The 25,243-nt window shown below is 71.5% G+C and carries 24 protein-coding genes; 11 read left to right on the plus strand and 13 right to left on the minus strand.

The annotated features are described in order from the left end of the window. Positions 1-14: 14 nt before the first annotated feature. Positions 15-1,211, minus strand: coding sequence for an HpcH/HpaI aldolase/citrate lyase family protein (locus SGA01_RS22400; protein WP_141298210.1), 1,197 nt, complete (start codon positions 1,209-1,211; stop codon positions 15-17). A gap of 186 nt (positions 1,212-1,397) precedes the next feature. Here SGA01_RS22400 and SGA01_RS22405 point away from each other — a divergent pair, with 186 nt between their 5' ends. Further along, positions 1,398-2,288, plus strand: a complete 891-nt coding sequence (locus tag SGA01_RS22405; protein WP_141298211.1) for a TerD family protein — start codon at positions 1,398-1,400, stop codon at positions 2,286-2,288. A 92-nt stretch (positions 2,289-2,380) separates the two neighbouring features. Here the strand turns inward: SGA01_RS22405 and SGA01_RS22410 are convergent, their stop codons facing one another. The 6 genes from SGA01_RS22410 to SGA01_RS22435 form a co-directional block, all read right to left on the minus strand. Continuing rightward, on the minus strand, positions 2,381-3,118 hold the full coding sequence (locus SGA01_RS22410) for a TerD family protein (protein ID WP_141298212.1): 738 nt from the start codon (positions 3,116-3,118) through the stop codon (positions 2,381-2,383). Between the two features lie 108 nt (positions 3,119-3,226). Then, the gene (locus SGA01_RS22415) at positions 3,227-4,375 is read right to left on the minus strand and encodes a DUF475 domain-containing protein (RefSeq protein WP_141298213.1); all 1,149 of its coding nucleotides are present in this window, start codon (positions 4,373-4,375) and stop codon (positions 3,227-3,229) included. A gap of 29 nt (positions 4,376-4,404) precedes the next feature. Further along, positions 4,405-4,980: a TerD family protein gene (locus SGA01_RS22420; protein ID WP_141298214.1), complete on the minus strand. Its 576-nt coding sequence runs from the start codon at positions 4,978-4,980 to the stop codon at positions 4,405-4,407. A gap of 83 nt (positions 4,981-5,063) precedes the next feature. Beyond that, complete coding sequence (locus SGA01_RS22425; RefSeq protein ID WP_024761283.1) at positions 5,064-5,639, minus strand: TerD family protein; 576 nt, start codon at positions 5,637-5,639, stop codon at positions 5,064-5,066. Between the two features lie 137 nt (positions 5,640-5,776). Beyond that, positions 5,777-6,235 (minus strand): peroxiredoxin, encoded by a 459-nt coding sequence (locus tag SGA01_RS22430; protein WP_141298215.1) that lies wholly within the window; start codon positions 6,233-6,235, stop codon positions 5,777-5,779. A 155-nt stretch (positions 6,236-6,390) separates the two neighbouring features. Then, on the minus strand, positions 6,391-6,813 hold the full coding sequence (locus tag SGA01_RS22435) for a DUF3052 domain-containing protein (RefSeq protein WP_141298216.1): 423 nt from the start codon (positions 6,811-6,813) through the stop codon (positions 6,391-6,393). Positions 6,814-7,250: 437 nt separating this feature from the next. Here SGA01_RS22435 and aceE point away from each other — a divergent pair, with 437 nt between their 5' ends. Continuing rightward, positions 7,251-9,983, plus strand: a complete 2,733-nt coding sequence (gene aceE, locus SGA01_RS22440) for a pyruvate dehydrogenase (acetyl-transferring), homodimeric type (protein ID WP_141298217.1) — start codon at positions 7,251-7,253, stop codon at positions 9,981-9,983. 70 nt (positions 9,984-10,053) lie between these two features. Then, positions 10,054-10,824 (plus strand): potassium channel family protein, encoded by a 771-nt coding sequence (locus tag SGA01_RS22445; protein ID WP_141298218.1) that lies wholly within the window; start codon positions 10,054-10,056, stop codon positions 10,822-10,824. Here the strand turns inward: SGA01_RS22445 and SGA01_RS22450 are convergent. Both SGA01_RS22450 and SGA01_RS22455 read right to left on the minus strand, forming a co-directional pair. Continuing rightward, the gene (locus SGA01_RS22450) at positions 10,805-11,185 is read right to left on the minus strand and encodes a peptidase inhibitor family I36 protein (RefSeq protein WP_141298219.1); all 381 of its coding nucleotides are present in this window, start codon (positions 11,183-11,185) and stop codon (positions 10,805-10,807) included. The genes SGA01_RS22445 and SGA01_RS22450 overlap by 20 nt on opposite strands. Positions 11,186-11,317: 132 nt before the next feature. Further along, complete coding sequence (locus SGA01_RS22455) at positions 11,318-12,943, minus strand: MFS transporter (RefSeq protein WP_141298220.1); 1,626 nt, start codon at positions 12,941-12,943, stop codon at positions 11,318-11,320. A 116-nt stretch (positions 12,944-13,059) separates the two neighbouring features. On the opposite strand from SGA01_RS22455, the gene SGA01_RS22460 reads away from it, so the two are divergent. From SGA01_RS22460 to SGA01_RS22495, 7 genes are all read left to right on the plus strand, one after another. Then, the gene (locus tag SGA01_RS22460; protein WP_141298221.1) at positions 13,060-13,731 is read left to right on the plus strand and encodes a TetR/AcrR family transcriptional regulator; all 672 of its coding nucleotides are present in this window, start codon (positions 13,060-13,062) and stop codon (positions 13,729-13,731) included. Between the two features lie 75 nt (positions 13,732-13,806). Next, positions 13,807-15,021: an alpha/beta hydrolase gene (locus tag SGA01_RS22465; RefSeq protein WP_141298222.1), complete on the plus strand. Its 1,215-nt coding sequence runs from the start codon at positions 13,807-13,809 to the stop codon at positions 15,019-15,021. Positions 15,022-15,095: 74 nt separating this feature from the next. Next, positions 15,096-16,043, plus strand: a complete 948-nt coding sequence (locus SGA01_RS22470; RefSeq protein ID WP_141298223.1) for a DUF4429 domain-containing protein — start codon at positions 15,096-15,098, stop codon at positions 16,041-16,043. 173 nt (positions 16,044-16,216) lie between these two features. Further along, on the plus strand, positions 16,217-17,560 hold the full coding sequence (locus tag SGA01_RS22480) for a sensor histidine kinase (RefSeq protein WP_141298224.1): 1,344 nt from the start codon (positions 16,217-16,219) through the stop codon (positions 17,558-17,560). A gap of 44 nt (positions 17,561-17,604) precedes the next feature. After that, positions 17,605-18,285 carry a response regulator gene (locus SGA01_RS22485; protein ID WP_141298225.1) on the plus strand — a complete coding sequence of 227 codons (681 nt, stop codon included), beginning with the start codon at positions 17,605-17,607 and terminating at the stop codon, positions 18,283-18,285. 179 nt (positions 18,286-18,464) lie between these two features. Next, entirely contained in the window at positions 18,465-19,454 is a 990-nt protein-coding gene (locus SGA01_RS22490) for an alpha/beta hydrolase (protein WP_141298226.1), read from the plus strand. Continuing rightward, a complete protein-coding gene (locus SGA01_RS22495) occupies positions 19,451-20,668 on the plus strand; it encodes an acyltransferase family protein (protein WP_141298227.1) in 1,218 nt (405 codons plus the stop codon). Before SGA01_RS22490 ends, SGA01_RS22495 begins: the two co-directional genes overlap by 4 nt. Positions 20,669-20,676: 8 nt before the next feature. Here the strand turns inward: SGA01_RS22495 and SGA01_RS22500 are convergent, their stop codons facing one another. Then, positions 20,677-21,693 carry an aldo/keto reductase gene (locus tag SGA01_RS22500; protein ID WP_141298228.1) on the minus strand — a complete coding sequence of 339 codons (1,017 nt, stop codon included), beginning with the start codon at positions 21,691-21,693 and terminating at the stop codon, positions 20,677-20,679. After that, positions 21,690-22,106: a MerR family transcriptional regulator gene (locus tag SGA01_RS22505; protein ID WP_141298229.1), complete on the minus strand. Its 417-nt coding sequence runs from the start codon at positions 22,104-22,106 to the stop codon at positions 21,690-21,692. Before SGA01_RS22505 ends, SGA01_RS22500 begins: the two co-directional genes overlap by 4 nt. A gap of 66 nt (positions 22,107-22,172) precedes the next feature. On the opposite strand from SGA01_RS22505, the gene SGA01_RS22510 reads away from it, so the two are divergent. Continuing rightward, on the plus strand, positions 22,173-22,991 hold the full coding sequence (locus tag SGA01_RS22510; RefSeq protein WP_141298276.1) for a serine hydrolase domain-containing protein: 819 nt from the start codon (positions 22,173-22,175) through the stop codon (positions 22,989-22,991). 48 nt (positions 22,992-23,039) lie between these two features. On the opposite strand, the gene SGA01_RS22515 is transcribed toward SGA01_RS22510, so the two are convergent. Then, positions 23,040-23,687 (minus strand): hypothetical protein, encoded by a 648-nt coding sequence (locus SGA01_RS22515; protein ID WP_141298230.1) that lies wholly within the window; start codon positions 23,685-23,687, stop codon positions 23,040-23,042. After that, positions 23,684-25,216, minus strand: coding sequence for an ATP-binding protein (locus SGA01_RS22520; RefSeq protein ID WP_371866116.1), 1,533 nt, complete (start codon positions 25,214-25,216; stop codon positions 23,684-23,686). Before SGA01_RS22520 ends, SGA01_RS22515 begins: the two co-directional genes overlap by 4 nt. Positions 25,217-25,243 lie beyond the last annotated feature (27 nt).

The raw sequence follows: 25,243 nt of genomic DNA on the forward strand, positions 1-25,243 counted from the left end.
TCGACGTCCCTTCGTCAGCCGGCAAGCCCGGCGGTGAGCAGATCCACGAAGCCGACGTCTTCCTTCGCGACGCCGAAGACCTCGGCGCGCAGCAGGATGCGTTCGGCCCACGCGCGATGCGGCTTCACTTCGTTCATCTTGTTCGTATACGCGGAGCGCAGCACCCCGCCGCCGCCCTGTTCGGGCCGCAGGATGTCCTGGGCGTCGCTCCACTCCTCGTGGCTGACCACGGAGAGGGCGTGCACCGGCACCACATGGGTGGGGTGGATGCAGGTCTTGCCGAGCAGGCCGTTCGCGCGGTCGAGCTCGATCTCGCGCAGCAGCCCGTCGAGGTCGTGCTCGATGAGCGCGGTGCGCAGGTCCTCGGCGCTGCCCTCCAGGAAGGGGCTGCGGCGCAGCTGCGGCTTGAACATGCGCTCGCCGGGACGGAAGTACTCCCAGACGGGCCCGGTGACGGTGAAGCCGGTGCCGTCGGAGCGGCCGAGGACGTTGACGACGTCGGCGATGACGTTGGCGACGATCTTGACGTCGTAGGCGGTCATGTCGGGCGAGCGGCGCAGGCCGTAGGCGGAGCAGAAGTCGGTGACGCCGAGGCGCAGGGCGAGGACGCGGTCGCGGTACTTGTCGGTGATCGAGGCGATCCCGGCGAGGGTCTCGGCCCGGGTCTCCAGGTGGAGGAGCTCGGGGGACTCCAGGACGGGCATGGCGAAGAGTCGCCTTCCGCTCGTCCGCTCGGCCTGGGTGAGCGCTTCGAGGAAGGCGCGGCCACGCGTCTCGGTGAATTTGGGCAGTACGAATCCGGACAGCAGGCGGACCGTTTCGCCGAGCCGGGCGACGAGGTCGGTGATCTGGCGCGGATCGCGTACGCGAATGAAGAGCAGGGGCACGCCGACGGCGGTCCCCGCGTCCGTCCGGGCATCCGCCTCGGCCCCGGCGGCGAGGTCGGCGAACTGCCGGACGAGGTTGGTCTCGCCCGCCTCGACATCGGCGTCGCTGATGGAGTCCTCCAGGCAGAGCACCATGGAGACCACTCCGCGCGCCGCCTGTTTGCGGATGTCGTCGGCCAGCCGCGGCCGGGTGGCCGGGCTGTAGAGCGTGGCCCCGAGGGCCGTGGCGAGCGTGCGCGCAGGCGAGTCGGCCGTGAACTCGGCCGGCTCGCTGTGGAACAACCCGGTCCGCGTTGCGGACGGGATGTGCCCGAAATGACGCATCTAAGTCCCCCGTCTGCCTCTCTGGGCCCTGACGACATGTGGCCGGTAATAGTACGTAGGTGCGGGTGTCCGTAGTTCCCTCCGAGGATGAAATTCAGGTAACTCGTCAGCATCCGTCATCTCGTCCCGGTATCGGTGACGCCCCCGCGTTGTCCACGGGTCGGGCGGGAGGGCAGGATTACGGTCATGACGCACGCGATGCTGAAGGGCTCCAACGTCCCTCTCGACACCGCGGCCGTACGGGCCGTGCTCTGCTGGACCCCGGGCCCCGGGGTCCCTGACGTCGATGCCTCGGCCCTGCTCCTGGGCGCCGAAGGGCGCGTGCGGTCCGACGAGGACTTCGTCTTCTACAACCAGCCGCGCCACCCCTCGGGGTGCGTGCGGCGGCTGCCGAAGAAGCGGGTGGCCCAGGGGCTGACGGACACCGTGGAGGCCGATCTGGGCAATCTGGAGGCCTCGGTCGACCGGGTGGTCGTGGCGGCCTCCTCCGACGGCGGCACCTTCCGGTCCGTCTCGGACCTGCGGATTCTGCTGTACGACGCGACGGCCGGACCGGACCGTGAGCCGCTGGCACTGTTCGACGTGACGGCGGAGACCGGCGAGGAGACCGCGGTCATCTGCGGCGAGCTGTACCGGCGCGGGGACGGCTGGAAGTTCCGCGCGGTGGGGCAGGGCTATCCGACGGGTCTCGTCGGGCTCGCCACGGACTTCGGCATCTCGGTCGACGAGGACGCCCAGGAAGCGGCGCAGGAGGCGGCCCAGGAGGCCGCGCAGGGGGTCCAGGACCTCCCCGAGGCCCAGGACGGCGCGACCGGCGCCCCGGGCGTCCCCGCCCCCGGCACCGCCGATCTCGACGCGACCGTGGTCCACGCCCCCGTGCCGCCGCAGCCGACGGCGCCGCCCATGCCGGACCGCGCACCCGCCTACGGCTACCCGCAGGGGACCTCTCCGGGGGGACAGCCGGCGAACGGCCCGGCCCCCGCCTACGGCTACCCCCAGCCCGTCCACCGGCCGGACCCGCACGCGGCTCCCGAGTTCCGGATGCCCCCCATGGGCCCCCAGTTCGTCAGGCCCTGAGCCCCGGGGAAGCACCGGGAGCCGGGAGCGCCCTAAGCCTCGGGGAAGCACCGGCAGCCGGGACCGCCCTGCGGCCCGGGGGCGCCGCACCGTCACGCCTTGGTCTTGTAGCCGCGCCCCCACTGGAGTCCCCAGCCGTACAGGCGGTCCAGCTCGGCCTGGAAGCCGTAGACGAACCGCACCTCGCGGCGGACCGTCAGCTCGCCCTTGGTGTTGTCCACGGTGAAGACCGCGCAGGAGCGGGCCTGCGGGGCTCGCTCGTCGAGGTCGATCTCGATCCGGGGGCCGTTGCTCGGGTAGAGCGTGACCTTGGCGTGGGTGCGGTCGAAGGCCGGTGTCTGGTCGTAGATGTACGCGAAGAACAGCAGCCGCTTGATCTCGTCCTTGTGGTCCAGATTGATGAAGATCGTCTCTCCGGAGGAGCCTCCGAAGCGGTCGTCGCCGCTGAGCTTCACGTACGGGGCGCCGTTGAGGTCGCCGAAGAAGCCGCCGAGGGGCTGCACCACGCCCTTGCTGCCGTCGGTGAGCTCGTACAGGCACCCCAGGTCCAGGTCGACGTTGACCATGCCCTGGGTGTGCGCCTGGACGACCTCGGGCTTGAAGAGCTGCGAGGGGTTGCGCAGCAGTCGGCCGCTCTGGCGGGAGCGACCTTCGAGGTCGGAGGTCCGCATCCGCCAGGAGAGGTTGACCCGGAGGTTGCCGGTCGCGGCGCCCTGCTTGGTGAGCGAGACCGACGGGCGCCTCTTCGTCAGGTCGATCGTGTTCGACGCGGCGCCGCCCATGTCGGACTGCGCCGCCCGCCCCGGAAACAGGTTGTCCCAGAAGGCCATGACGCCTTCACCCCCCACTGATCTGCCACTGATCACCCTGCACATGCCTGCGGGGCGGCCGGGTGCACCGACCGCCCCGCAGTGAAGCGTTCCTCGTTACCGGGGGTGTCACACCCCGGCGGACACCTCGGTCTTGTCTCCCGAACCGCCCGAGCCGCCCTCGGCCGCCGCCAGGGCCTTGTTGCGCCGGACGGAGGACCAGAAGGACCAGGCGATGAGGGCGACGCCGATGAGACCGGTCACGACCTCGGGGATCTCGTAGCGGATGGAGACCATGAGGATCAGGGCCAGCGCGCCGATCGCGTAGTGGGCGCCGTGCTCCAGGTAGACGTAGTCGTCGAGGGTGCCCTGGCGGACCAGGTAGACCGTCAGCGAACGGACGTACATGGCGCCGACGCCGAGGCCGAGCGCCATCAGGACGATGTCGTTGGTGATGGCGAAGGCGCCGATGACACCGTCGAAGGAGAAGGAGGCGTCGAGGACCTCCAGGTACAGGAACATGAAGAAGGCGGCCTTGCCGGCCAGCTGGACCACGGTGACCTTCTTGCCGCTGCGCTTGGCCTCTTCCTCGGCCTCGTGCTCGCGCTCCTCTTCCTCCTCCAGCTTGTTCTCGAAGAAGCTGGAGAGACCGCCCACGATGAGGTAGGTGATGAGACCGAAGACGCCCGAGAGCAGGACGGTCGACGCGGCGTCGATGTGCGTACCGCCGTGCTGGTGGGCCTGGGTCGCGAAGGTCATGGCGCTGATCGCCAGGACGATCAGGGCGATGCAGACCGACAGCATGTCGACCTTGCCGAGCTTGGCCAGCGGGCGCTCCAGCCAGCCGAGCCACTTGATGTCACGGTCCTCGAAGATGAAGTCGAGGAAGATCATCAGCAGGAACATGCCGCCGAAGGCCGCGATCGACGGGTGGGCGTCGGTCACGAGCTGCTCGTAGCGCTCGGCGTCGTTGAGGGCGAGATCGACGGCCTCGATGGGGCCGATCTTGGCGCTGATCGCGACGATCACGACGGGGAAGACCAGTCGCATGCCGAAGACGGCGATGAGCACACCGATGGTGAGGAAGATCTTCTGCCAGAAGGCATTCATCTTCTTCAGGATTCCGGCGTTGACCACCGCGTTGTCGAAGGACAGCGAGATCTCGAGGACGCAGAGGATCGCGACGATCCCGAATGCCTCCCACCCCCCGTAGAGCACCGCTGCGACCAGACCGAGCGCAGTGATCGCGAACGACCAGCCGAAGGTTTTCAGAACCACTGTCTACCCCATCGTGAAATTACATGGCTTTACGAAACGTTGACCCCGAAGTCTAGAGCGATGCCCCTCAGCCCCGACGCGTACCCCTGGCCCACCGCACGGAACTTCCATTCGCCGTTGTAGCGGTAGAGCTCGCCGAAGATCATCGCGGTCTCGGAGGAGGCGTCCTCGGAGAGGTCGTAACGCGCGAGCTCCTGGCCGTCCAGTTGGTTCACGACCCGGATGAAGGCGTTGCTGACCTGGCCGAAGCTCTGTCCGCGGTTGTCGGCGTCGTGGATCGAGACGGGGAAGACGATCTTGTCGCAGTGGGCCGGGACCTGCGTGAGGTCCACGATGAGGGACTCGTCGTCCCCGTCACCCTCGCCAGTGAGGTTGTCGCCGGTGTGTTCGACGGAGCCCTCGGGGCTGCGGAGCTGGTTGTAGAAGACGAAGTACTCGTCTCCCAGCACGCGCCCGGCCTGGCACAGCAGGGCACTGGCGTCGAGATCGAAGGGGGCTCCGGTGGTGGAGCGCGCGTCCCATCCGAGTCCGACGAGGACCTTGGTGAGGTTGGGAGCGGCCTTGGAGAGGGAGACATTGCCTCCCTTGGCGAGTGTGACGCCCATGTGATCAGTTCCTCCCCGGTGGTGATGAGGCACGTCCGGCGCCGCACGGAGTGTGCGGCGCCGGACGGTTCGAACGGTTCGGCTCAGACGTTGACGCCGAAGTCCGCCGCGATTCCGCGCAGACCTGAGGCATACCCCTGACCGACCGCGCGGAACTTCCACTCCGCGCCGTGGCGGTACAGCTCACCGAAGACCATGGCGGTCTCGGTCGAGGCGTCCTCGGAGAGGTCGTAGCGCGCGATCTCGGCGCCGCCGGCCTGGTTCACGACGCGGATGAACGCGTTGCGCACCTGGCCGAAGGACTGCTGGCGGTTCTCGGCGTCGTAGATCGACACCGGGAAGACGATCTTGCTCACGTCGGCCGGCACGGTCGCCAGGCTGACCTTGACCTGCTCGTCGTCGCCCTCGCCCTCGCCGGTGAGGTTGTCACCGGTGTGCTCGACCGAGCCGTCGGCGCTCTTCAGGTTGTTGAAGAAGACGAAGTCCTGGTCGTTGCGGACCTTGCCCTCCTCGCTCACCAGGATGGCGCTGGCGTCGAGGTCGAAGTCCGTACCGGTGGTGGTGCGGACGTCCCAGCCCAGACCGACGGTCACGGCGGTGAGGCCAGGGGCCTCCTTGGTCAGCGAGACGTTGCCGCCCTTGCTGAGGCTGACTCCCACGAGTCCCTCCATACGTTTTCAGGGGCAGCGCCCCAGTCGTGCGTTGGCATCGGATCAACGAGTGGATCCTAGTGACGGGTTCCCGGTCGAAACAGTCGATTCGCCCGGCGAATCCGAGGTGTCGGCCGCGAGCCGGCTCAGATGGCGTCGAGCGCCTCGACGTAGTCGCCGAGATCCCGGGCGTCCGGCAGGGCGTTCACGACGCTCCAGCGGACGACGCCCTCCTTGTCGATGATGAAGGTGCCGCGCACCGCGCAGCCCTTCTCCTCGTCGAAGACGCCGTAGGCACGGGAGGCCTCGCCGTGCTTCCAGAAGTCGGAGAGCAGCGGGAAGTCCAGGTCCTCCTGGTCGGCGAAGACGCGCAGGGTGTGGATCGAGTCGTTGGAGACGGCGAGGAGCTGGGTGTCGTCGTTGACGAACTTCGGGAGGTTGTCCCGCAGCTCGCGCAGTTCGCCGGTGCAGACGCCGGTGAAGGCGAAGGGGTAGAAGAGCAGCACCACGGCCTTCTCGCCGCGGAAGTCCGAGAGCCGCACGGTGCGTCCGTGGTTGTCCTTCAGCTCGAATCCCGGGGCCTCGGTGCCGACCTCGATCGCCATCGCCCACGCATCCCTTCCGCCGGAGCCCGAACCTCGGACCGCCTCGGCCCTCGGAGCGATTCGGCCCTTTGGGCCGAATCGGTGAGGCCCAGCCTACGGCCTGTACGCGAAAGCCCCCGCCGGCGTACCGGCGGGGGCGTCTCGCAACTTGGTGATCAGCGCTTGGGGGCGGTCAGGCGGGTGCCCGTCCAGTCCTTGGCGACGCTGATGCTCTTGGTCTGGGAGAGACCAGCTGTCTGCGCGGCATCGTTGATCTCGGCCGGCTCGATGTAGCCGTCACGGCCGGTCTTCGGCGTCAGCAGCCAGATGGTGCCGCCGTCCTCCAGAAGACCGATGGCATCCACCAGTGCGTCGGTGAGATCGCCGTCCTCGTCACGGAACCAGAGGACCACGGCGTCGGCGACGTCGTCGTACTCCTCGTCCACGAGGTCGGCCCCGATGATGGACTCGATGCCTTCACGGAGATCCTGGTCGACGTCGTCGTCGTAACCGATCTCCTGGACCACCTGGCCAGGCTCGAACCCCAGCCTCGCTGCCGGGTTGGTCCGCTCCTCCGCGTGGTCCGCGGTCGCGCTCACGGCTTGCCTCCTGCTCATTCGGAAAATGCTGTGGGCCACGCGTAAGCGCGTGACGCTGGCCGTAGTCCACACGTGCCGGGGCTCATCGCGCAAGTACTGGGCCGCGGAGACCGCCGAAACGGTGACGTTTGGGGCCGTCTCGCCCCAACTTCCGGCACGCTCCGGCCGCACTCCGTGATCAGTCCCACATGATTCATCCCGGTTTATGGACTTCTGAGCTTTCAGTCTGCCGAACGCCCGGACGGAACGCATGCGCGAGTTGGGCGTAAGGTTGCGATTTGAACACATCCGAACACGCGGAGGACACCGCGGACACCGCGAGGACCCCCGTTGGGGTTACCCCCCGGTAAATGTGACGTCTGGCGTCGACGGGGTACACGATGGACATCCCGACCACTCCGTGGCCCCGTGGGCACCACCGACAGTGAAGGAAGAGCGTGGCTCCCGGATCCGATCGCAACCCGATCATCATTGGCGGCCTTCCCAGCCAGGTCCCGGATTTCGACCCGGAAGAGACCCAGGAATGGCTCGACTCCCTCGACGCGGCCGTCGACGAGCGGGGCCGTGAGCGGGCCCGCTACCTCATGCTCCGGCTGATCGAGCGGGCGCGCGAGAAGCGCGTGGCCGTGCCCGAGATGCGCAGCACGGACTACGTCAACACCATCGCCACCAGGGACGAGCCCTTCTTCCCCGGCAACGAGGAGATCGAGCGCAAGGTCCTCAACGCCACCCGGTGGAACGCGGCCGTGATGGTCTCGCGCGCCCAGCGCCCGGGCATCGGCGTCGGCGGTCACATCGCCACCTTCGCCTCCTCCGCCTCCCTCTACGACGTCGGCTTCAACCACTTCTTCCGCGGCAAGGACGAGGGCGACGGCGGCGACCAGATCTTCTTCCAGGGGCACGCCTCCCCGGGCATCTACGCCCGTGCGTACCTCCTGGACCGGCTGAACGACACCCAGCTCGACGGCTTCCGCCAGGAGCGGTCGAAGTTCCCGAACGGGCTCTCGTCGTACCCGCATCCCCGGCTGATGCCGGACTTCTGGGAGTTCCCGACCGTCTCGATGGGCCTCGGCCCGCTCGGCGCGATCTACCAGGCGCGGATGAACCGGTACATGGAGGCGCGCGGCATCGCCGACACCTCCAAGTCGCACGTCTGGGCGTTCCTCGGCGACGGCGAGATGGACGAGGTCGAGTCGCTCGGCCAGCTCTCCATCGCCGCCCGTGAGGGCCTGGACAACCTCACCTTCGTCGTCAACTGCAACCTCCAGCGGCTCGACGGCCCGGTCCGCGGCAACGGCAAGATCATCCAGGAGCTGGAGTCGATCTTCCGGGGCAACGGCTGGAACGTCATCAAGCTGATCTGGGACCGCTCCTGGGACCCGCTGCTCGCGCAGGACCGCGACGGCATCCTGGTGAACAAGCTGAACACCACCCCGGACGGCCAGTTCCAGACGTACGCGACGGAGACCGGCGGCTACATCCGCGACCACTTCTTCGGCGACGACCACCGGCTGCGGGCCATGGTCGAGGGCATGTCGGACCAGCAGGTCCTGCACCTGGGCCGCGGTGGCCACGACCACAAGAAGATCTACGCGGCCTACGCGGCGGCGAAGGCGCACGCGGGCCAGCCGACCGTGATCCTCGCCCAGACCGTCAAGGGCTGGACGCTGGGCCCGAACTTCGAGGGCCGCAACGCGACCCACCAGATGAAGAAGCTGACGGTCGACGACCTCAAGCGCTTCCGCGACCGGCTGCACATCCCGGTGACGGACCGGCAGTTGGAGGACGGCCTGCCGCCGTACTACCACCCCGGCCGGAACTCCGAGGAGATCCAGTACATGCACGACCGGCGCAACGCGCTGGGCGGGTACGTGCCGACCCGTGTCGTGCGGGCGAAGCCGCTGGTCCTCCCCGACGACGCGACCTACGCGGCGGCCAAGAAGGGTTCGGGGCAGCAGTCGATCGCCACCACGATGGCCTTCGTCCGCATCCTGAAGGACCTCATGCGGGACAAGGAGATCGGCAAGCGCTTCGTGCTGATCGCCCCCGACGAGTACCGCACCTTCGGCATGGACGCCTTCTTCCCGAGCGCCAAGATCTACAACCCGCTGGGCCAGCAGTACGAGGCGGTGGACCGCGAACTCCTCCTCGCCTACAAGGAGTCGCCGACCGGTCAGATGCTGCACGACGGCATCTCCGAGGCCGGCTGCACGGCCTCGTTGATCGCCGCGGGCTCGGCCTACGCCACGCACGGCGAGCCGCTGATCCCGGTGTACGTCTTCTACTCGATGTTCGGTTTCCAGCGGACCGGCGATCAGTTCTGGCAGATGGCCGACCAGTTGGCGCGCGGCTTCGTGCTCGGCGCCACCGCCGGCCGTACGACGCTGACCGGCGAGGGCCTCCAGCACGCGGACGGCCACTCGCACCTGCTTGCCTCGACCAACCCGGCCTGTATCGCCTACGACCCGGCCTTCGGTTTCGAGATCGCGCACATCGTGAAGGACGGCCTGCGCCGGATGTACGGCCCGGCCGCCGAGGACGTCTTCTACTACCTGACCGTCTACAACGAGCCGATCCAGCACCCGGCCGAACCGGCGGACGTGGACGTGGAGGGCATCCTCGCCGGTATCCACCGCTTCAAGCCGGCCGAGGCCGGGTCGATCCCGGCGCAGATCATGGCCTCCGGTGTCGCCGTGCCGTGGGCGATCGAGGCGCAGCGGATCCTCGCCGAGGAGTGGAACGTACGCGCCGACGTCTGGTCCGCGACCTCGTGGACCGAGCTGCGCCGCGAGGCCGTGGCCGTCGAGGAGCATAATCTGCTCCACCCCGACGAGGAGCAGCTCGTCCCGTACGTGACGCGCAAGCTCCACGGCGCCGAGGGCCCGTTCGTCGCGGTCTCGGACTGGATGCGCGCGGTCCCGGACCAGATCTCCCGCTGGGTGCCGGGGACGTACACCTCGCTGGGCGCGGACGGCTTCGGCTTCGCGGACACGCGGGGTGCGGCCCGTCGCTACTTCCACATCGACGCCCAGTCGATCGTGCTCTCGGTGCTGACCGAGCTCGCCCGCGAGGGCAAGGTCGACCGGTCGGCCCTGAAGCAGGCCGTGGACCGCTACCAGCTGCTCGACGTGGCGGCCGCCGACCCGGGCGCCGCGGGCGGCGACGCCTGAGTCCGTAGCGCATAGCACCTGGTGAGGGCGGTGGGACCGATGGTCCCGCCGCCCTTCGGCGTTCTCTACGATGCCCCGCATGAAGGTTCGCTGGAAGAGCTGGGAAAAGCGCACGCAGACGCCACTGCTGGTGCTCGCGGTGGTGTTCGGCATCGCCTACGCCGTGCCGATCGTGGCTCCCGGCGCCGCCCCCTGGGTGCACCGCCTGTGCACCCAGGTCGAGTGGGTGGTGTGGGCGGCCTTCGCCCTCGACTACCTCGTCCGGCTCGGCCTCGCCCCGGCCCGCTGGGCCTTCGTCCGCTCCCACCCCCTCGATCTGCTCGCGGTCCTGCTGCCGATGGTGCAGCCGCTGCGGCTGCTGCGGGTCGTCTCCACCCTCCTCCTCGTGGGCCGGCGGGCCCGGATGGCGCCGCAGATCACGCTCACCACCTATGTGGCGGGCGCGGTGGTCGGGCTGATGATGTTCGGCTCGCTGGCCGTGCTGCACGTGGAGCGCGATGCCCCGGACGGCAACATCAAGACGCTCGGGGACGCGGTCTGGTGGTCCTTCACCACGATGACCACGGTCGGCTACGGCGACCACGCCCCGACCACGGGTCTCGGGAGGGTCCTCGCGGTCGGTCTGATGCTCTCGGGAATCGCGCTGCTGGGTGTGGTCACCGCCAACATCGCGGCCTGGTTCATCTCCCGTTTCGACCGGGACGACGCGGTGGAGCGCCGGCAGACCGAGCTCCTGGAGGCGCTGACCCTGGAGGTGCGGGAGCTCCGCGCTGAGGTCGCGCGGCTCTCGGCGCCGCCGGAGCCGCGGGAGGTCCCCTCGCCTAGCGCTCCCAGATCTTGAACGCTCTGACCTCGTAGGGCGTCTGCGGGACCCAGGTCCCCCGCCCCGGGTACGTCTCGAACTCCCCCGCCTCCGCACACTCCGCCGACTGGTACGTCGTGACCGGCCGCCCCGTGCGGTTCGCGAGGGACTGGGCCGAGGTGCCGGGCGGCAGGGCGACACAGCTCTCGATGTCGGTCGTGGCCAGCTCGTGGCTCTGGGCGCGGCCCTTGAAGTCGGGCTTGGGCCAGAGGCAGAGCCGACCGGGACCGCAGGCCCCGAGGGTCGTCCCGGACGGCGCCGCTGCCGCGACCGGGGTGCTCTGGGCCGCCAGGAGAGCGGTCAGGACGGCCGCGACGGCGAGAACGGTCTTCGTGTACATGCTGATGAACCCCCGATTCGTCACTCTCTGTAACCACGAGCATGGCCGAGGTCATCCGGCGACGGAAGAGGGGCCGCCCCCGTTCACGCGAACGGGTGACGGCCCCCTACGGGAACCCTGACTACGGGAACGTCAGATGTGGCCGCCCATGCCGCCCGCCTCCGCGTTCTCGCCGCGCTTGGTGAGCGTGGCGACGAGGGCCGCGACGACCGCGACGCCACCGGCGACGGTGAAGGCCAGGCCCATGCCGTCGAGGAAGGTGTCGTGGATGACGCCGGTGATCTGCTGGAGGAGGTCGGGGGTCATCCCCGGCGCCTGGGCCAGCTCCGGCGGGGCCATGCCGAACTCTGCGGCCTGCTCCAGCTGCGGGTTGACCGGGGCCGGGATGCCGGCCTCCTTCCAGTTGCCCGCGAAGGAGTCCGCCACCTTGGAGGACATGACGGCGCCGAGCACCGCCGTACCGAGCGCGCCGCCGACCTGCATGGCGGCCTGCTGCAGACCGCCGGCCACGCCGGAGAGCTCCAGCGGGGCGTTGCCGACGATGACCTCGGTGGCGCCGACCATGACCGGGGCGAGGCCCAGGCCGAGCAGCGCGAACCACAGGGACATCGCGAAGGTGCCCGTACCGGACGAGAGCGTGATCATGCCGAACATGGCGACGGCGGTGCAGACCATGCCGCCGACGAGCGGCACGCGCGGGCCGAACTTGGTGATCAGCGCACCGGCCAGCGGCGAGGAGACGATCATCATCGCGGTCAGCGGCAGCAGGTGCAGACCGCTGTCGACCGGGCTGAGGCCCTTCACGCCCTGGAGGTAGAAGGTCACGAAGAACAGGCCGCCCATGAAGGCGAAGGCCATCAGGACCATCAGGACGACACCGGCCGAGAGCGGCACGGAGCGGAACATGCCCAGCGGGATCAGCGGCTCCTTGACCTTGGTCTCCCAGAAGGCGAAGAGCGCGAACAGGACCAGCGCGCCGATCAGACAGCCCCAGGTCTTGCCGCTGGACCAGCCCCAGGACTCGCCGGCCTTGATGAGGCTCCAGACGAGGGAGGCCATGGCGCCGGAGAGCAGCAGGATGCCGAGGACGTCGAAGGAGCGCGGCGCGTTCTCGGCGCGGTGGTCCTTGAGGATGACCAGGCCGAGGGCGAGCGCGACGACGCCCACCGGCACGTTGATGAAGAAGACGGACTGCCAGCTGACGTGCTCGACGAGCAGGCCGCCGACGATCGGGCCGCCCGCCGTGGACGCGCCGATGACCATGCCCCAGATGCCGATGGCCATGTTCAGCTTCTCGGCGGGGAAGGTGGCGCGCAGCAGGCCGAGCGCGGCCGGCATCAGCAGGGCGCCGAAGAGGCCCTGGAGGACGCGGAAGGCGATCACGGCGCCGATCGAGTCGGACAGGCCGATCGCCCCGGAGGCGAGGGCGAAGCCCGCGATGCCGATGAGGAAGGTCTGGCGGTGGCCGAAGCGGTCACCGAGCTTGCCGGCGGTGATCAGGGCGACGGCGAGCGCGAGGAGGTAGCCGTTGGTGATCCACTGGACCTGGGCGAGCGAGGCGCCGAGGTCGGTCTTGATGGCGGGGTTGGCGATGGCGACGATCGTGCCGTCGAGCGCGACCATCATCACGCCCACGGCGACGCCGAACAGGGTCAGCCACGGGTGCCCGCGCAGTCCCTTCGCCGGGCCCGGAACGGGTTCCCGAGCGACGCCCCCCTGACCCTGCGGGGCCTTTTCCACGGTGGTCTGACTAGTCATGCGAACGAGGCTAATGTCAGCCACTGACAATTGACAAAGCGATTCACACGCCGGTAACTGTCACGTAGCTCACAGGTACCCTGACTCGGTCGAAACCCCCGAAAAGAGGATGCGAATTGAGCGTGCCATCCCCCGGCACCACCGCCCCCGGCCTCCGCGAGCGGAAGAAGCAGCGCACGCGCGACGCGCTCATCCGGGTGGCCCTGGAGCTCTTCACCACCCAGGGGTACGAGCGGACGACCGTCGACGAGATCGTCGAGGCCGTCGAGGTCTCCCAGCGCACCTTCTTCCGCTACTTCGGCTCCAAGGAAGAGGTCGCCTTCGCCGTCCAGCACATGGTCGAGGGACTGTTCGTGAGCGCCCTCGGCCGACGGCCGTCCGCCGAGGGCCCCTTCGACGCGCTGCGGCACTCCGTCCTCAGCGCCTGGGACCACGCCGGTGAGGCGATCGCCGACGTCGTCCCCGTCGAGCTGTACCTGCGGAACTTCCAGATGATCGAGTCGACGCCCGCGCTGCTCGCCATCCATCTGCGCCGCTCGGCGGAGACGGAGGAGACGATCGCCCGCATCATCGCCGACCGGGAGGGCCTCGACGTGGACGAGGACCCGCGCCCGCGGATCGCGGTGGCGGCGTTCAGCGGCGTCATGCGGGTGACGGGCCAGATGTGGGGCCGGGGCACGGACCAGAGCCTGGAGGGCATCCGCGCCCTCACCGAGCGTTACCTCGACCATCTCGGCCCGGCGCTCGCCCCGCACTGGCGGACCGGGGCGGCCGACGACGCCCCGTAGGCGCTCCGTACCGCTCCGAAGTGCCCGGCGACACCCTTTGGGCCACCCGCTCCACCCCCCGTAGGGTGGCGCCCCGTGACCTCAGCCGACGCCTCGCCCACCCTCGCCGTGACGCGCACGCTCCTCGCGCTCGCCGTCGTGTTCGTGCTGCTCGCGACCGTCGGGTGGACCACGATCCGGCACCGGCCCGAGCCCGGACCGTCCCGCGCGGCCGCGCTCGCCGCCTGGGCGCGCGACCGCGTCGGCCACTACCCGCTGCCCGACCCCGCGGCCACCCCGGCCCGCTCGGTCGCCGCGTTCTTCGCCCGGCTCGGACCGGTCGGCGGCCGCCGGCTCGCCGAGCGGCACCCGCTCGTCGTCGGCAATCTCAACGGCGCGCCCGTCGCCCTCCGCTACCGCGCCAACCGGCTCACGCTCGCGGCGGCGCTCGACGCCGAGCGGGACAGGCTCGACGACAACCGGCTCTCCGCCGACGGACGGCACGAGGCACGGCGCCGCGCCGACCGCTTCGCCTCCCTGATGCGGCCCGGCCGCCAGGTCCTGGCCTTCGACCCGACGGGCAAGGGACGCGCGGCCGAGGTCCTCGGCGATCTGGAGCGGGCCCGACGGGTCTCGGTGATCGTGCCCGGCGTCGACACGACCCTCCTCACCTTCCAGAAGACCCACGGCCGGTACGCGGCTCCCGCCGGCATGGCCCAGGCGCTGTTCGCCGCCGAGCGGCGGGCCTCCCCCGGCGCCCGGGTCGCCGTCATCGCCTGGGCCGACTACACCGCGCCCGCCGGGGTCGGCGTCGACGCGATGACCGGCCGGCTCGCCGCGAACGGAGCCGTACGGCTCGTGGAGATGACCTCGGCGCTGCCCGGCGACGCCCGGGTGGCGCTCTTCTGCCACAGCTACGGCTCCGTCCTCTGCGGGCTCGCCGCTCCCGAGCTGCCCTCCCGGGTGACGGATCTCGCCGTGGCCGGCAGCCCCGGCATGCGGGTGGAGCGGGCCGCGGAGCTCGCCACTTCGGCCCGGGTGTGGGCCATGCGGGACGCGGACGACTGGATCGAGGACGTGCCGCACATGGAGGTGGGCGGGGTCGGGCACGGCGCGGACCCGGTGGATCCGGAATTCGGCGCGCGGCTGCTCTCGGCGAGCGGCGCGGCCGGTCACAGCGGCTATTTCGAGCCGGGGACGGAGAGCCTCGGCAACTTCGCCGCCATAGGGGTCGGTTCGTACCGGGACCTGATCTGCGCACGTGCCGACAGCGCTTGCCACCACGGAATATCCGGTGCGGAAGCGGCCTGACGCGCGTAGATCACAGAATTTCCCGACCTTTCACAGGGGCGACGCACAGGCATACGCCGCATACGATGAGGCGTATGGGTGATGTGCTGGCCGGAATTCATGCCACCTGGGAGTTCGAGAGCGATGCCCTCGTCATCCGCTTCGAACGGGGGAACCGCAACACGCCGAAGCTCTTCAGCGCGCTACGCGAACGACGAGTACCGCACGAGGCGTTGGCGTCCGTGACGCTCACGCCGGGCAAGCGGGGCACCGTCGTGCTGCACGCCGTGCCGCGGCCCGGCGCCGATCCGCTGATGGAGGCGGCCGCGGGACAGCTCAAGGAGGCCTGCGACCCGTACCGTCTGGTGCTTCCGGCGGACCGGGAGACGCTCGCCGAGTACTACCGGGACGAGCTGCGGGCGCTGCTCCCGGCGGACGCGGGCATCGCGGAAGGCACGGAAGGCGTGGAAGGCGCGGACGCCGGTGACATCGGTGAAGCCGGTGACGCCATGGCCGTGCGGCCCGCCGACGGCTTCCTGGTGGCCGCGCCCGCGGGGCCGCTGTCCTTCAAGACGTACGACGGACGGGCGAGCTTCGACGGGATGTCGGAGGTCGCCTTCCGCTGGTCCTGGACGGGCGCGTCCTCGGAGAAGTGGAAGGCCGGCGACCAGACCTTCTCGGTACGGGAGCTCAGCGGCGTCGAGTGGCGCTCGCCGGAGATCCTCGACGGGTACCTGCGGCTGGTCCCCCGGGACGGCGGCGCCCGGCCCGCCCAGCCCGACCGGGACCCGGCCTCGGTCGTCTTCGGCCTGGGCTACGGGCCTGTGCACGAGTCCCTCCCCTTCGCCGCGGCGGTCCTCGCGGCCATCCGGGGCAAGGACCGCGTGCCCGTCGCCGTGGCGGCCGGCGTCCCGGACGCCGCGCGCCGCGACCCCGGGGCGGTAGCGGAAAGGATCCGGCACCTGGGCGACCTGCACCGGGCGGGGCTCGTGACGGACGAGGAGTTCTCGGCGAAGAAGGCGGAACTCCTCGCGGAGCTCTGAGCCCGAGCCTGATCCCGAGCCCGAGCCCGAGCCCGAGCCCGAGCCCGAGCCCGAGCCTGAGCCCGAGCCGGGAGGGGGGGGCCGGCCGTGCGTGTCATACCCCGGTATCGGGTCGCGGCCCCCACCCCGGTATGACGCCCGCCCCCACGGCCGCTGCCTACCCTGGGCGGGTCATGGCTACCGAACAGCGGCACGAGCCGCCCACCCGCCGCCTCAGCCGGTTCAGCGCACGGACACGCGAGTTGTTCCAGGGCCTCGGGGCCGCGCTCACCACCCCGACCACCCCCGGCGCACCTCTGCTCTCCGAGGCCTCCTCACGGTGGGTGCGCCTGCTGCCGTACGTCGTCGCCGTCGCCTTCGTCTCCTCGCTCCTGCCCACCACCATCACCGTCCTCGTCAACGACTACGACGTCAACGGCGGTCTCGCCGGGGCCATCGCCACCGCCCAGACCGTGCCGCTGCTGCTCGCCGTCTCCCGCCCCCTCCAGGCCTGGTGGGTGATCTTCACCGCCGACGTGCTCGGCGCGCTCGCCCTCCTCGGCTCGGAAGGCCCCCACGCCGACCTGTGGCCCTGGACCCCGCCGGTCGTCATCGGTTACTGCGCGCTGATGGTCGCGCTCGGGCTGCGCGAGTCGCGCCGGGCCCTCTTCGGCGTCTGGCTGGCGACCGGCGCCGCCGGGTACGCCCTGGAGGCCTTCCGCCCCGACGGGACCACCAGCGTCCACACGCTGCTGCTCGTGCTGAGCGGCGTCCTGCTGCTGCTCACCTCGGCCGTACGTGCCCGGGGCGACGCGCAGCGGCGGCTCGTCGAGCAGGAGATCATCAACGAGGCCGAGCGCTCCCGCCGCACGCTCCTGGAGGAGCGGGCGAGGATCGCGCGCGAGCTGCACGACGTCGTCGCCCACCACATGTCCGTGATCACCGTGCAGGCGGACTCGGCCCCCTACCGCATCCCGGACCTCCCGGACGCGGCCCGGGAGGAGTTCACCTCCATCGCGACGAGCGCGCGCGAGTCGCTGGCCGAGATGCGGCGGCTGCTCTCGGTGCTGCGCAGCGACGGCAGCGAGGGCGAGCGGGCCCCGCAGCCGGGTCTCGACCGGGTCCAGCAGCTGGTCGAGGCGACGGTACGGGCCGGGGTGCCGGCCGAGCTGTCGCTCGCCGCCGGTATCGAGGACGTCCCGCAGGCGGTCGACCTGTCCGCGTACCGGATCGTGCAGGAGGCCCTCGCCAACGTGGTCCGGCACGCGCCGGGCGCCGCGACGCGCGTGTCGGTACGACCCGACGACGGATGGCTGACGGTCCTCGTCGTCAACGGGCCCGGCGCGGAGGCGGGTTCCGGGGTGGAGCGCGGTGCGACCGGCACCGGGCACGGTCTCGTCGGAATGCGGGAGCGCGTACGGTTGACGGGCGGCTCGCTGGACACCGGGCCGCTGCCGGACGGCGGCTTCCGGGTGGCCGCCCGGCTCCCGCTGGCGGCGGACCCGGCGCCCGCCCCGGATCCCGAACCGGCGCCCTGAGCGGTGCCGGTGACGGCCCCGAACCCGACCCCCGAGGACCCCGAGTGACCATCCGCGTGATCATCGTCGACGACCAGGCCATGGTGCGGGCCGGTTTCGCCGCGCTGCTCGCCGCCCAGCCCGACATCGACGTGGTGGGCGAGGCGCCGGACGGACGGCAGGGCGTGGACGTGGCCCGTTCCACGCACCCGGACGTCGTGCTGATGGACGTGCGGATGCCGGAGCTGGACGGGCTCGCGGCGGCCCGGGAGATCCTCCATCCGCCGACGAGTGTCACGCATCGGCCGAAGGTGCTGATGCTGACCACCTTCGACGTCGACGACTACGTGTACGAGGCGCTGCGCGCGGGCGCGTCCGGCTTCCTCCTGAAGGACGCGCCGCCCGCCGACCTCATCGCGGCGGTACGGATCGTGGCGGCGGGCGAGGCGCTGCTCGCCCCGTCCGTGACCCGCCGTCTCATCGCCGACTTCGCCGCCTCCCGGCCCGCCCCGCGCCGGGACACCACCGCGCTGCGCCTCAACGGCCTCACCCCGCGCGAGACGGAGGTCCTGGAGCTGATCGCCCGGGGCCTGTCCAACCAGGAGATCGCCGACCGGCTGGTCCTCGCCGAGCAGACGGTGAAGACCCACATCGGGCGGGTCCTCGCCAAGCTGGACCTGCGCGACCGGGCGCAGGCCGTCGTCTTCGCGTACGAGTCGGGCCTGGTGACCCCCGGCGCGAGCTGAGACCCCCGGGCACCCCCCGGGGGAAAACCCCACCCCCACCTTGGGGTTGGCTGCTCCTCCACCCCCTACCCCGGTATCAACCCGTGTTTGGCTCCCCGGTGTGACGTGCCGTCACCCGTCGTCTTCCTACCTTCCTCTCGCCGACGAAAGAGCGAGAACCGGAGAGGGAGGGCGACCCCATGCGCCGCATTGCGAGGACCCTGACGACCGTGGCCGTGGTGGCCGCGGTGATCGCCGGGACGGCCGGCTGGGCGTCCGGGGACGCCCAGGAGGCCGTCACCGGAGCACCGGTCGGAACGGGGGCCTGGCGGGATGCGGGGCTGCCGGACCCGGAGCGGATGGGCCCGGCCGGGACCGCGCGGTTCTTCACGGGACTCGCCCCCGTACGACAGAGGGAACTGGCCCGCACGCACCCCACGGTCGTCGGGAACCTCGACGGCGCTCCCCTGGCCCTGCGGTACGAGGCCAACGAGCGTGCCACGCACGGCCGGTTCGCCGGAGCGCGGGTCCTGGCCCACGATCCGCGCGGCCGCGGTCAGGTCGCCCTCGTGTACGGGGACCTGGCGCGGGCCGAGCACGTCGCCGTGATCGTGCCCGGCTCCGACACCGACCTCGACCACGTCACGCCGCTCGCGGACATGGCGCGGGAGCTGCGCCGGGCGACCGGCGGCCGTACGGCGGTCGTCGCCTGGGCCGGGTACACCACCCCCGTCGGCGTCGGCCTGGACGCGGCCACCGGCCGGCTCGCCGAGGCCGGGGCGGACCGCCTCACCCGCTTCGTCGACGGTCTCGCGGCCGTCCGGCCCGCCGGGGCCGCCGAGCCCGCCGTGTTCTGCCACAGCTACGGCTCCGTCGTCTGCGGCCTCGCCGCCCGCGACCTGAAGGCGAAGGACCTCGTGGTCTTCGGCTCCCCCGGGATGCGCGCCGCGAACGTCGCCGAACTCGGCACCTCCGCCCGCGTCTGGGCGGCGAAGGACCCCACCGACTGGATCGACCGGATCCCTAACGTCGAGCTCGCCGGGCTCGGGCACGGCACCGACCCCACCGACCCGGACTTCGGGGCCCGCCGGGTCCCGGCCGAGGACGCCAACGGCCACGGCGGCTACTTCGCGCCCGGCACCAGCTCCCTGCGCGCCTTCGCCGCGATCTCCGCGGGAGACGTCCGATGAGCGCCCTCGCCACGACGGCCCGGCGGACGGCCGCGAAGATCGAGTCCTCCACCCCGGCCCACCGCGACCGGGCGATCGACGGGCTCCGCGCCCTCGCCCTGCTCGCCGTGCCGACCGGGCACTGGCTGCTCGGCGGCTTCACCCTCTCCGCCGACGGCGCCCTCCACAACGCGAGCCCCCTCGGCACCTTCGCCGGTCTCGCCCCGGTCAGCTGGGTCCTCCAGATGCTGGGGATCTTCTTCCTCGTCGGCGGCTACGCCTCCGTCCTCTCCTACCGGCGGCGCAAGGGCTCGACCGGCGAGTGGCTGAAGGGCCGGCTGGCCCGGCTCGGCCGCCCGGTCCTCGGGGTCACCGCCGTGTGGGCGGCGCTGCTCCCGCTGCTCCACTTCGGGCTCGGAGTGCCCGTGGACAGCCTGCGGACGGCGTCCACGCTCGTCGTCCAGCCGCTCTGGTTCGTCGGGGTCTACACGGTGGTCACCGCGCTCACCCCGTACTGCGTCCGGGTCGCCCGCCGCCTCGGGGTCTGGGCCGCCGCGCCGCTGCTCGGCTCGGTCGCCGTCGTCGACTTCCTCCGCTACGGGCCGTACGCCGACGCCGTACCGTCCTGGCTGAGCCTCCTGAACATCCTGCCCGGCTGGCTCTTCGCCTATCAGCTCGGTGTCTCGTGGGGCGAGGGCCGGGTGACGCGCAAGCACGCCTGGGCGCTGCTGCTCGGCGGTGCCGCGCTCTTCGCGACCCTCCTGCTCGCCTTCGGGTACCCGGCGTCCATGGTCGGCGTCCCCGGCGAGGCCCGCACCAACTCGCACCCGCCGTCGCTGCTCGTCCTCGCCCTCGCCGCCGCGCAGAGCGGTGCGGCGATCCTGCTCCGCGGCCGGCTCGGCAGGCTCCTGAAGCGGCCCGCGCTGTGGGCACCGGTCGTGGTGGTCAACCTCTCCGCGATGACGATCCTGTGCTGGCACCAGACGGCGATGCTGACGGCGGCGATCCCTGGCTCCTACCTCGGCGAGATCCCCGGCCTGGTCGGTGCGCCGGACTCGGTCGGCTGGATCCTGGCCCGGCTGGCGTGGATGCCGGTCTTCGCGGGACTGCTCGTCCTCATCGGTCGGTTCGCGCGGGGCTTCGAGTCCCCCTGGACGAAGACCGGTCCGGCGCGCCGCGCCCTGGCGGGGCTGCTTGCGGCCGGGTTCGGGGTCTTCGCCCTGGGGCTCGGGTGACCGCCGGATCAGACCTCGCGGGCCAGGGACGTGAAGCTCATGTCCGGGTAGCGGTCGCCCGCCACCAGGCCCGCGATCGGCTCCAGTTCGGCCAGCTCGGCCGCGGTGAGGACGATCCGGGTGGCGGCCGCGTTCTCCTCCAGACGGGAGCGCTTGCGGGTGCCGGGGATCGGGACGACCGTCAGGCCGTGCACGGCGGACCGCTGCTGCACCCAGGCGAGGGCGATCTGCGCCGGGGTGGCCCCGTGCGCGGCGGCGATCTTCCGGACCGGGTCGAGGAGGGCGGCGTTCCGCTCCGCGTTCTCACCGGTGAACCGCGGCTGGTCCCTGCGGAAGTCGCCGCCCGACAGCTCCTTGCCGGCGTCCGCGAAGGCCCCGGTCAGGAAGCCCCGGCCGAGCGGCGAGTACGGCACGAGGGTCACGCCGAGCTCGGCGGCGGCGCCGACGGCGCTGCGCTCCACGTCCCGGGAGAAGAGCGACCACTCCGACTGGAGGGCGGCGATCGGGTGCACCGCGTGGGCCTCCCGCAGCTCGGGCCCGGTCACCTCGCTCAGCCCCAGGAAGCGGACCTTGCCCTCCTGGACGAGCTCGGCCATCGCGCCGACGGACTCGGCGAAGGGGATCTCCGGGTCGCGGCGGTGCATGTAGTAGAGGTCGATGGTCTCGACGCCGAGGCGGCGCAGGCTGTCCTCCGCGGCCTTCTTGATGTACGCGGGGTCGTTGCGGACGGCCCGGTACGACGGGTCGTCGGCGCGCCGCTCGATGGCGAACTTGGTGGCGAGGGTGATCTCGTCGCGGTGGGCGGCGACGAAGGGCGCGAGGAACTCCTCGTTGGCGCCGTTGCCGTAGATGTCGGCCGTGTCGATCAGGGTGACGCCGGCCTCCAGGGCCGCGTCGAGGGTGTCGCGGGCGGCGGCTTCGTCGGTGTCGCCGTAGAACTCGCTGATGCCCATGGCGCCGAAGCCCTGGACGCCGATCTCCGGCCCGTCCTGGCCGCCGAGACGTACGGTGTCGATCCTGGTCATGTGGGTGTGCCTCCGCATGCGGTCCCATAGTGGCTGATCTTGATGTCGAGCACGGCGAGCGTGTCCTGGAGCTCGGTGATCCGGGCGAGGACGTCCCGCCGGGTGGTCTCCAGGAGCTCCCGCCGTTCGTCGCGGGTGTGATCGCCCGCGCGGACGAGTTCGGCGTACGTGACCATGTCGGCGACCGGCATGCCGGTCAGCCGCAGCTTGCCGACGAAGCCCAGCCAGCCGAGGTCGCGCTCGCTGAACCGGCGCTGCCCGGTGTGCGAGCGGTCGACGTGCGGCATCAGGCCGATCCGCTCGTACCAGCGCAGGGTGTGCGCCGTGAGGCCGGTCAGGGCGGCGACCTCGCTGATGGTGTAGTGCGCACGGGTGCCGCTCGTGCTCGTGGCCGTGCTCGCGATCACGCTCATGCCCCCACGCTAAAACGTTGGAGTGCACTCGAAGCAAGTAGGCTCGGCCCCATGCAGAGCAGCAGCGTGCCGAGCCTGGCGTCGATCGAGAACTGGCCCGTCCCCACCGCGGCCGCCGCCGTCGTCCGAGCGGACGGCACCCTGGCCGGGTCCCACGGCCCGACCGGGCGGCGCTTCCCGCTCGCCTCGGTCACGAAGCCGCTCGCGGCGTACGCCGTCCTCGTCGCGTACGAGGAGGGGGCGATCGACCTCGACGAGCCGGCCGGTCCCGAGGGCGCGACGGTCCGCCATCTCCTCGCCCACACCTCGGGGCTCGCCTTCGACGAGAACCGGGTCATGGCGGCGCCCGGCGCCCGCCGAATCTACTCCAACACCGGCTTCGAGGCGCTCGGCGACCACGTCGCCAAGGCGACCGACATCCCCTTCGCCGAGTATCTGCACCAGGCGGTCCTGGAGCCGCTCGGCATGGCCTCGACGACCCTGGAGGGCTCGCCCGCCAAGGACGGCGTGTCGACCGTCGACGACCTGGTGCGGTTCGCCGCCGAGGTGCAGGCGCCGCGGCTGCTCGACGCCCGGACCGTCCTCGACGCGATGACCGTCACGTACCCCGGTCTGACCGGCATCCTGCCCGGTTACGGGCACCAGCGGCCGAACGACTGGGGCCTCGGCTTCGAGATCCGCGACGGCAAGTCCCCGCACTGGACGGGCGCCACCTCCTCGCCGCGCACCTTCGGGCACTTCGGGCAGTCGGGGACCTTCCTGTGGATCGACCCGGACGCGCGGGCCGCGTGCGTGGCGCTGACCGACCGGCCCTTCGGGGCGTGGGCGGTCGAGGCCTGGCCGCCGTTCACGGACGCGGTCCTCGCGGAGCTGCGCGCGTCCTGACCGGCGGGACGACCCCGGCCATGATCCGCCGGACAGGCCGGACAGGCCCTAGAGCGTGTCCGCGCAGGTCGTCGGCGTCAGGGAGCCGTCGGGGCCGGTGACGGTCACCTCCGCACCACCGATGGGGTCCTTCGCGTAGACGGTCGTGCACACCAGCTGGCGGACGGCCTCCGGCGGCAGGTCGGTGACCTTGAACGGGGTCCGCAGGCGCAGCAGTCGGCGGCCTTGCTGACCGCCGCTGACCTTCTCCTCCTGGATGTGCGGGACCCCGGCGCCGTGCGGCAGGGCGGTCGTGAGGCCCGCGGCGGCCTCGGCCTTGTTCGGTCCGGCGACGAGTGCGGCGAGCACCTTGTCGTTTTCCGCGCGCCAGCGGCTCAGGGCCTTCTCGTCGATGTCGTAGCCGGAGCCGAATCCGTCGTAGGGGACCCGGTCGTCTCCCGGCGGGTCGGCGGCGAACGTGGTCTCCGGGGCCCCGAACCCGACGTCACGGGCCACCGGCACGGATCGCCCGTCCGGGCCGACGAAGTACAGCAGCATCCGGGACTCGGGGTTCGGCGCGACCAGGACGGTCGGGGCGCCGCCCGCCTCGACGACGTCGGTCCCCTGGATGCCGCATGCGGTCAGCGACAGGAGCCCGGCGAGGGCCGCGGCGGCCACCCGGCGGCGGGTCACGTCTGCCGTCCTGTGGCGGGTCACAGGGGCATCCTCACGGTGAAGACGGCACCGCCGTCGGGATGGTTGGCGGCCTCCACGGTGCCTCCGTGCAGCCGCACGTTCTCCAGGGTGATCGCGAGGCCGAGCCCGCTGCCCGCCGAGCGCGTCCGGGCCTGGTCCGCCTTGTAGAAGCGGTCGAAGACATGCGGCAGGACGTCCGGGTGGATGCCCGGCCCCCGGTCGGCGACCTCCGTCACGAAGTGGTCCCCCTCCGCGTGCACCCGGACGGTCACCGGCGCCCCGCCGTGCCGCAGGGCGTTGCCGACGAGGTTGGCGACGACGACGTCGAAGCGGCGCGGGTCGAGGCGGGCCCTGATGCCGGGGGCGAGGTACAGGACGACGGACGCGGGGTCGGTCCAGTGCCGGTTCTGGAGCGTCTTGCGGACGCAGTCGGCGGCGTCGACCTCGTCCGTGTGGAGCTCGGCGGCGCGCGCGTCGAAGCGGGAGATCTCCATCAGGTCCTCCACGAGGACGGCGAGCCGGCCTGTCTCGGCGCTGATCAGGCGGACGGCGCGGGCGGTGTCGCTGTCGAGGGTCCCGGAGTCGGCGTCCTCGTCGAGGACCTCGGTGACGGCGAGCATACCGGCGAGCGGGGTGCGCAGTTCGTGCGAGACGTCGGAGGCGAAGCGGCGGGCGCGGGCCTCGGCGCGGCGGAGTTCGGCGACGGACCGTTCGAGCTCGGCGGCGGACTCGTTGAACGTGCGGGCGAGGTCGGAGAGTTCGTCGCTGCCCTTGGCCTGGATCCGGGTGTCGAGCCGGCCGCGGCCCATGTTGTGGGCGGCGATCCCCAGTTCCCGTACGGGGCGCAGGACACCGCGCGAGGCGATGAGCGCGGGGATCAGGGCGACGGCGAGGGCGGGGAGGGCCCCGTCGCGGGCGGCGGCGACCATGGCCTCGACGTTGGCCTCCTCCTCGTCGAGCTCCATGACCGCGTAGAAGACGAGCCCGGTGGGCCGCGCCGTGTCGTCCGCCGAGAGGGCGTGGAAGAGGGCGGGGACGGCCATGGTCAGGTACGGGGTGCCGTTCTTGACGACCCGCTGGAAGCTGCCGTGCGGGGATTCGGCGTTCTCCTGGGCCCGGGCCCGTAGTTCGGGGGTGATGACGGAGGAGGTGGGACGGTCGGTGGAGGAGATCCGGACGCTGCCGTACTCGGCGTAGACGCGCCACGTGCGGGGCTTGCCCTGGCGGGCGATCCGGAGGACCTGGTCCCGCAGGGACTCGGCCGAGGGGGGCAGGGCGGTGTTGAGGCCCTGGACCTGCTCGCGGAAGGCGGAGACGGCGGTGTTCTGGGTCTGTTCCAGGATGGCGTTGCGGGCGGCCCGGTAGGTGAGCGCGGCGGTGGTGCCGCAGCCGACGGCGGCGACGAGCAGGAACGCGAGGACGAGCCGGGTGCGCAGGCCGAAGGGGCGCGGGCGGGGGCCGCGGGCCCGACGTCGGCGGCGAGGGGCCGGTTCCGGTTCCGGTCCGGGGTCGGCGGCCGGGCGGTGCCCGGCCTCCTGGCCCGGGCTCACGGCAGGGCTCTCCACACGGGACTTCGC

The organism is Streptomyces gardneri, assembly GCF_006539185.1.
In the GTDB taxonomy this organism is placed as follows: Bacteria; Actinomycetota; Actinomycetes; order Streptomycetales; family Streptomycetaceae; genus Streptomyces; species Streptomyces gardneri.

Coding starts and splice junctions, on each gene's coding strand:
- SGA01_RS22470 (WP_141298223.1), top strand. CDS start 15,096: ATGGGTGATGTGCTGGCCGGAATTCATGCCACCTGGGAGTTCGAGAGC.
- SGA01_RS22480 (WP_141298224.1), top strand. CDS start 16,217: ATGGCTACCGAACAGCGGCACGAGCCGCCCACCCGCCGCCTCAGCCGG.
- SGA01_RS22505 (WP_141298229.1), bottom strand. CDS start 22,106: ATGAGCGTGATCGCGAGCACGGCCACGAGCACGAGCGGCACCCGTGCG.
- SGA01_RS22420 (WP_141298214.1), bottom strand. CDS start 4,980: ATGGGCGTCACACTCGCCAAGGGAGGCAATGTCTCCCTCTCCAAGGCC.
- SGA01_RS22445 (WP_141298218.1), top strand. CDS start 10,054: ATGCCCCGCATGAAGGTTCGCTGGAAGAGCTGGGAAAAGCGCACGCAG.
- SGA01_RS22500 (WP_141298228.1), bottom strand. CDS start 21,693: ATGACCAGGATCGACACCGTACGTCTCGGCGGCCAGGACGGGCCGGAG.
- SGA01_RS22495 (WP_141298227.1), top strand. CDS start 19,451: ATGAGCGCCCTCGCCACGACGGCCCGGCGGACGGCCGCGAAGATCGAG.
- SGA01_RS22410 (WP_141298212.1), bottom strand. CDS start 3,118: ATGGCCTTCTGGGACAACCTGTTTCCGGGGCGGGCGGCGCAGTCCGAC.
- SGA01_RS22490 (WP_141298226.1), top strand. CDS start 18,465: ATGCGCCGCATTGCGAGGACCCTGACGACCGTGGCCGTGGTGGCCGCG.
- SGA01_RS22400 (WP_141298210.1), bottom strand. CDS start 1,211: ATGCGTCATTTCGGGCACATCCCGTCCGCAACGCGGACCGGGTTGTTC.
- SGA01_RS22450 (WP_141298219.1), bottom strand. CDS start 11,185: ATGTACACGAAGACCGTTCTCGCCGTCGCGGCCGTCCTGACCGCTCTC.
- SGA01_RS22430 (WP_141298215.1), bottom strand. CDS start 6,235: ATGGCGATCGAGGTCGGCACCGAGGCCCCGGGATTCGAGCTGAAGGAC.
- SGA01_RS22455 (WP_141298220.1), bottom strand. CDS start 12,943: ATGACTAGTCAGACCACCGTGGAAAAGGCCCCGCAGGGTCAGGGGGGC.
- SGA01_RS22405 (WP_141298211.1), top strand. CDS start 1,398: ATGACGCACGCGATGCTGAAGGGCTCCAACGTCCCTCTCGACACCGCG.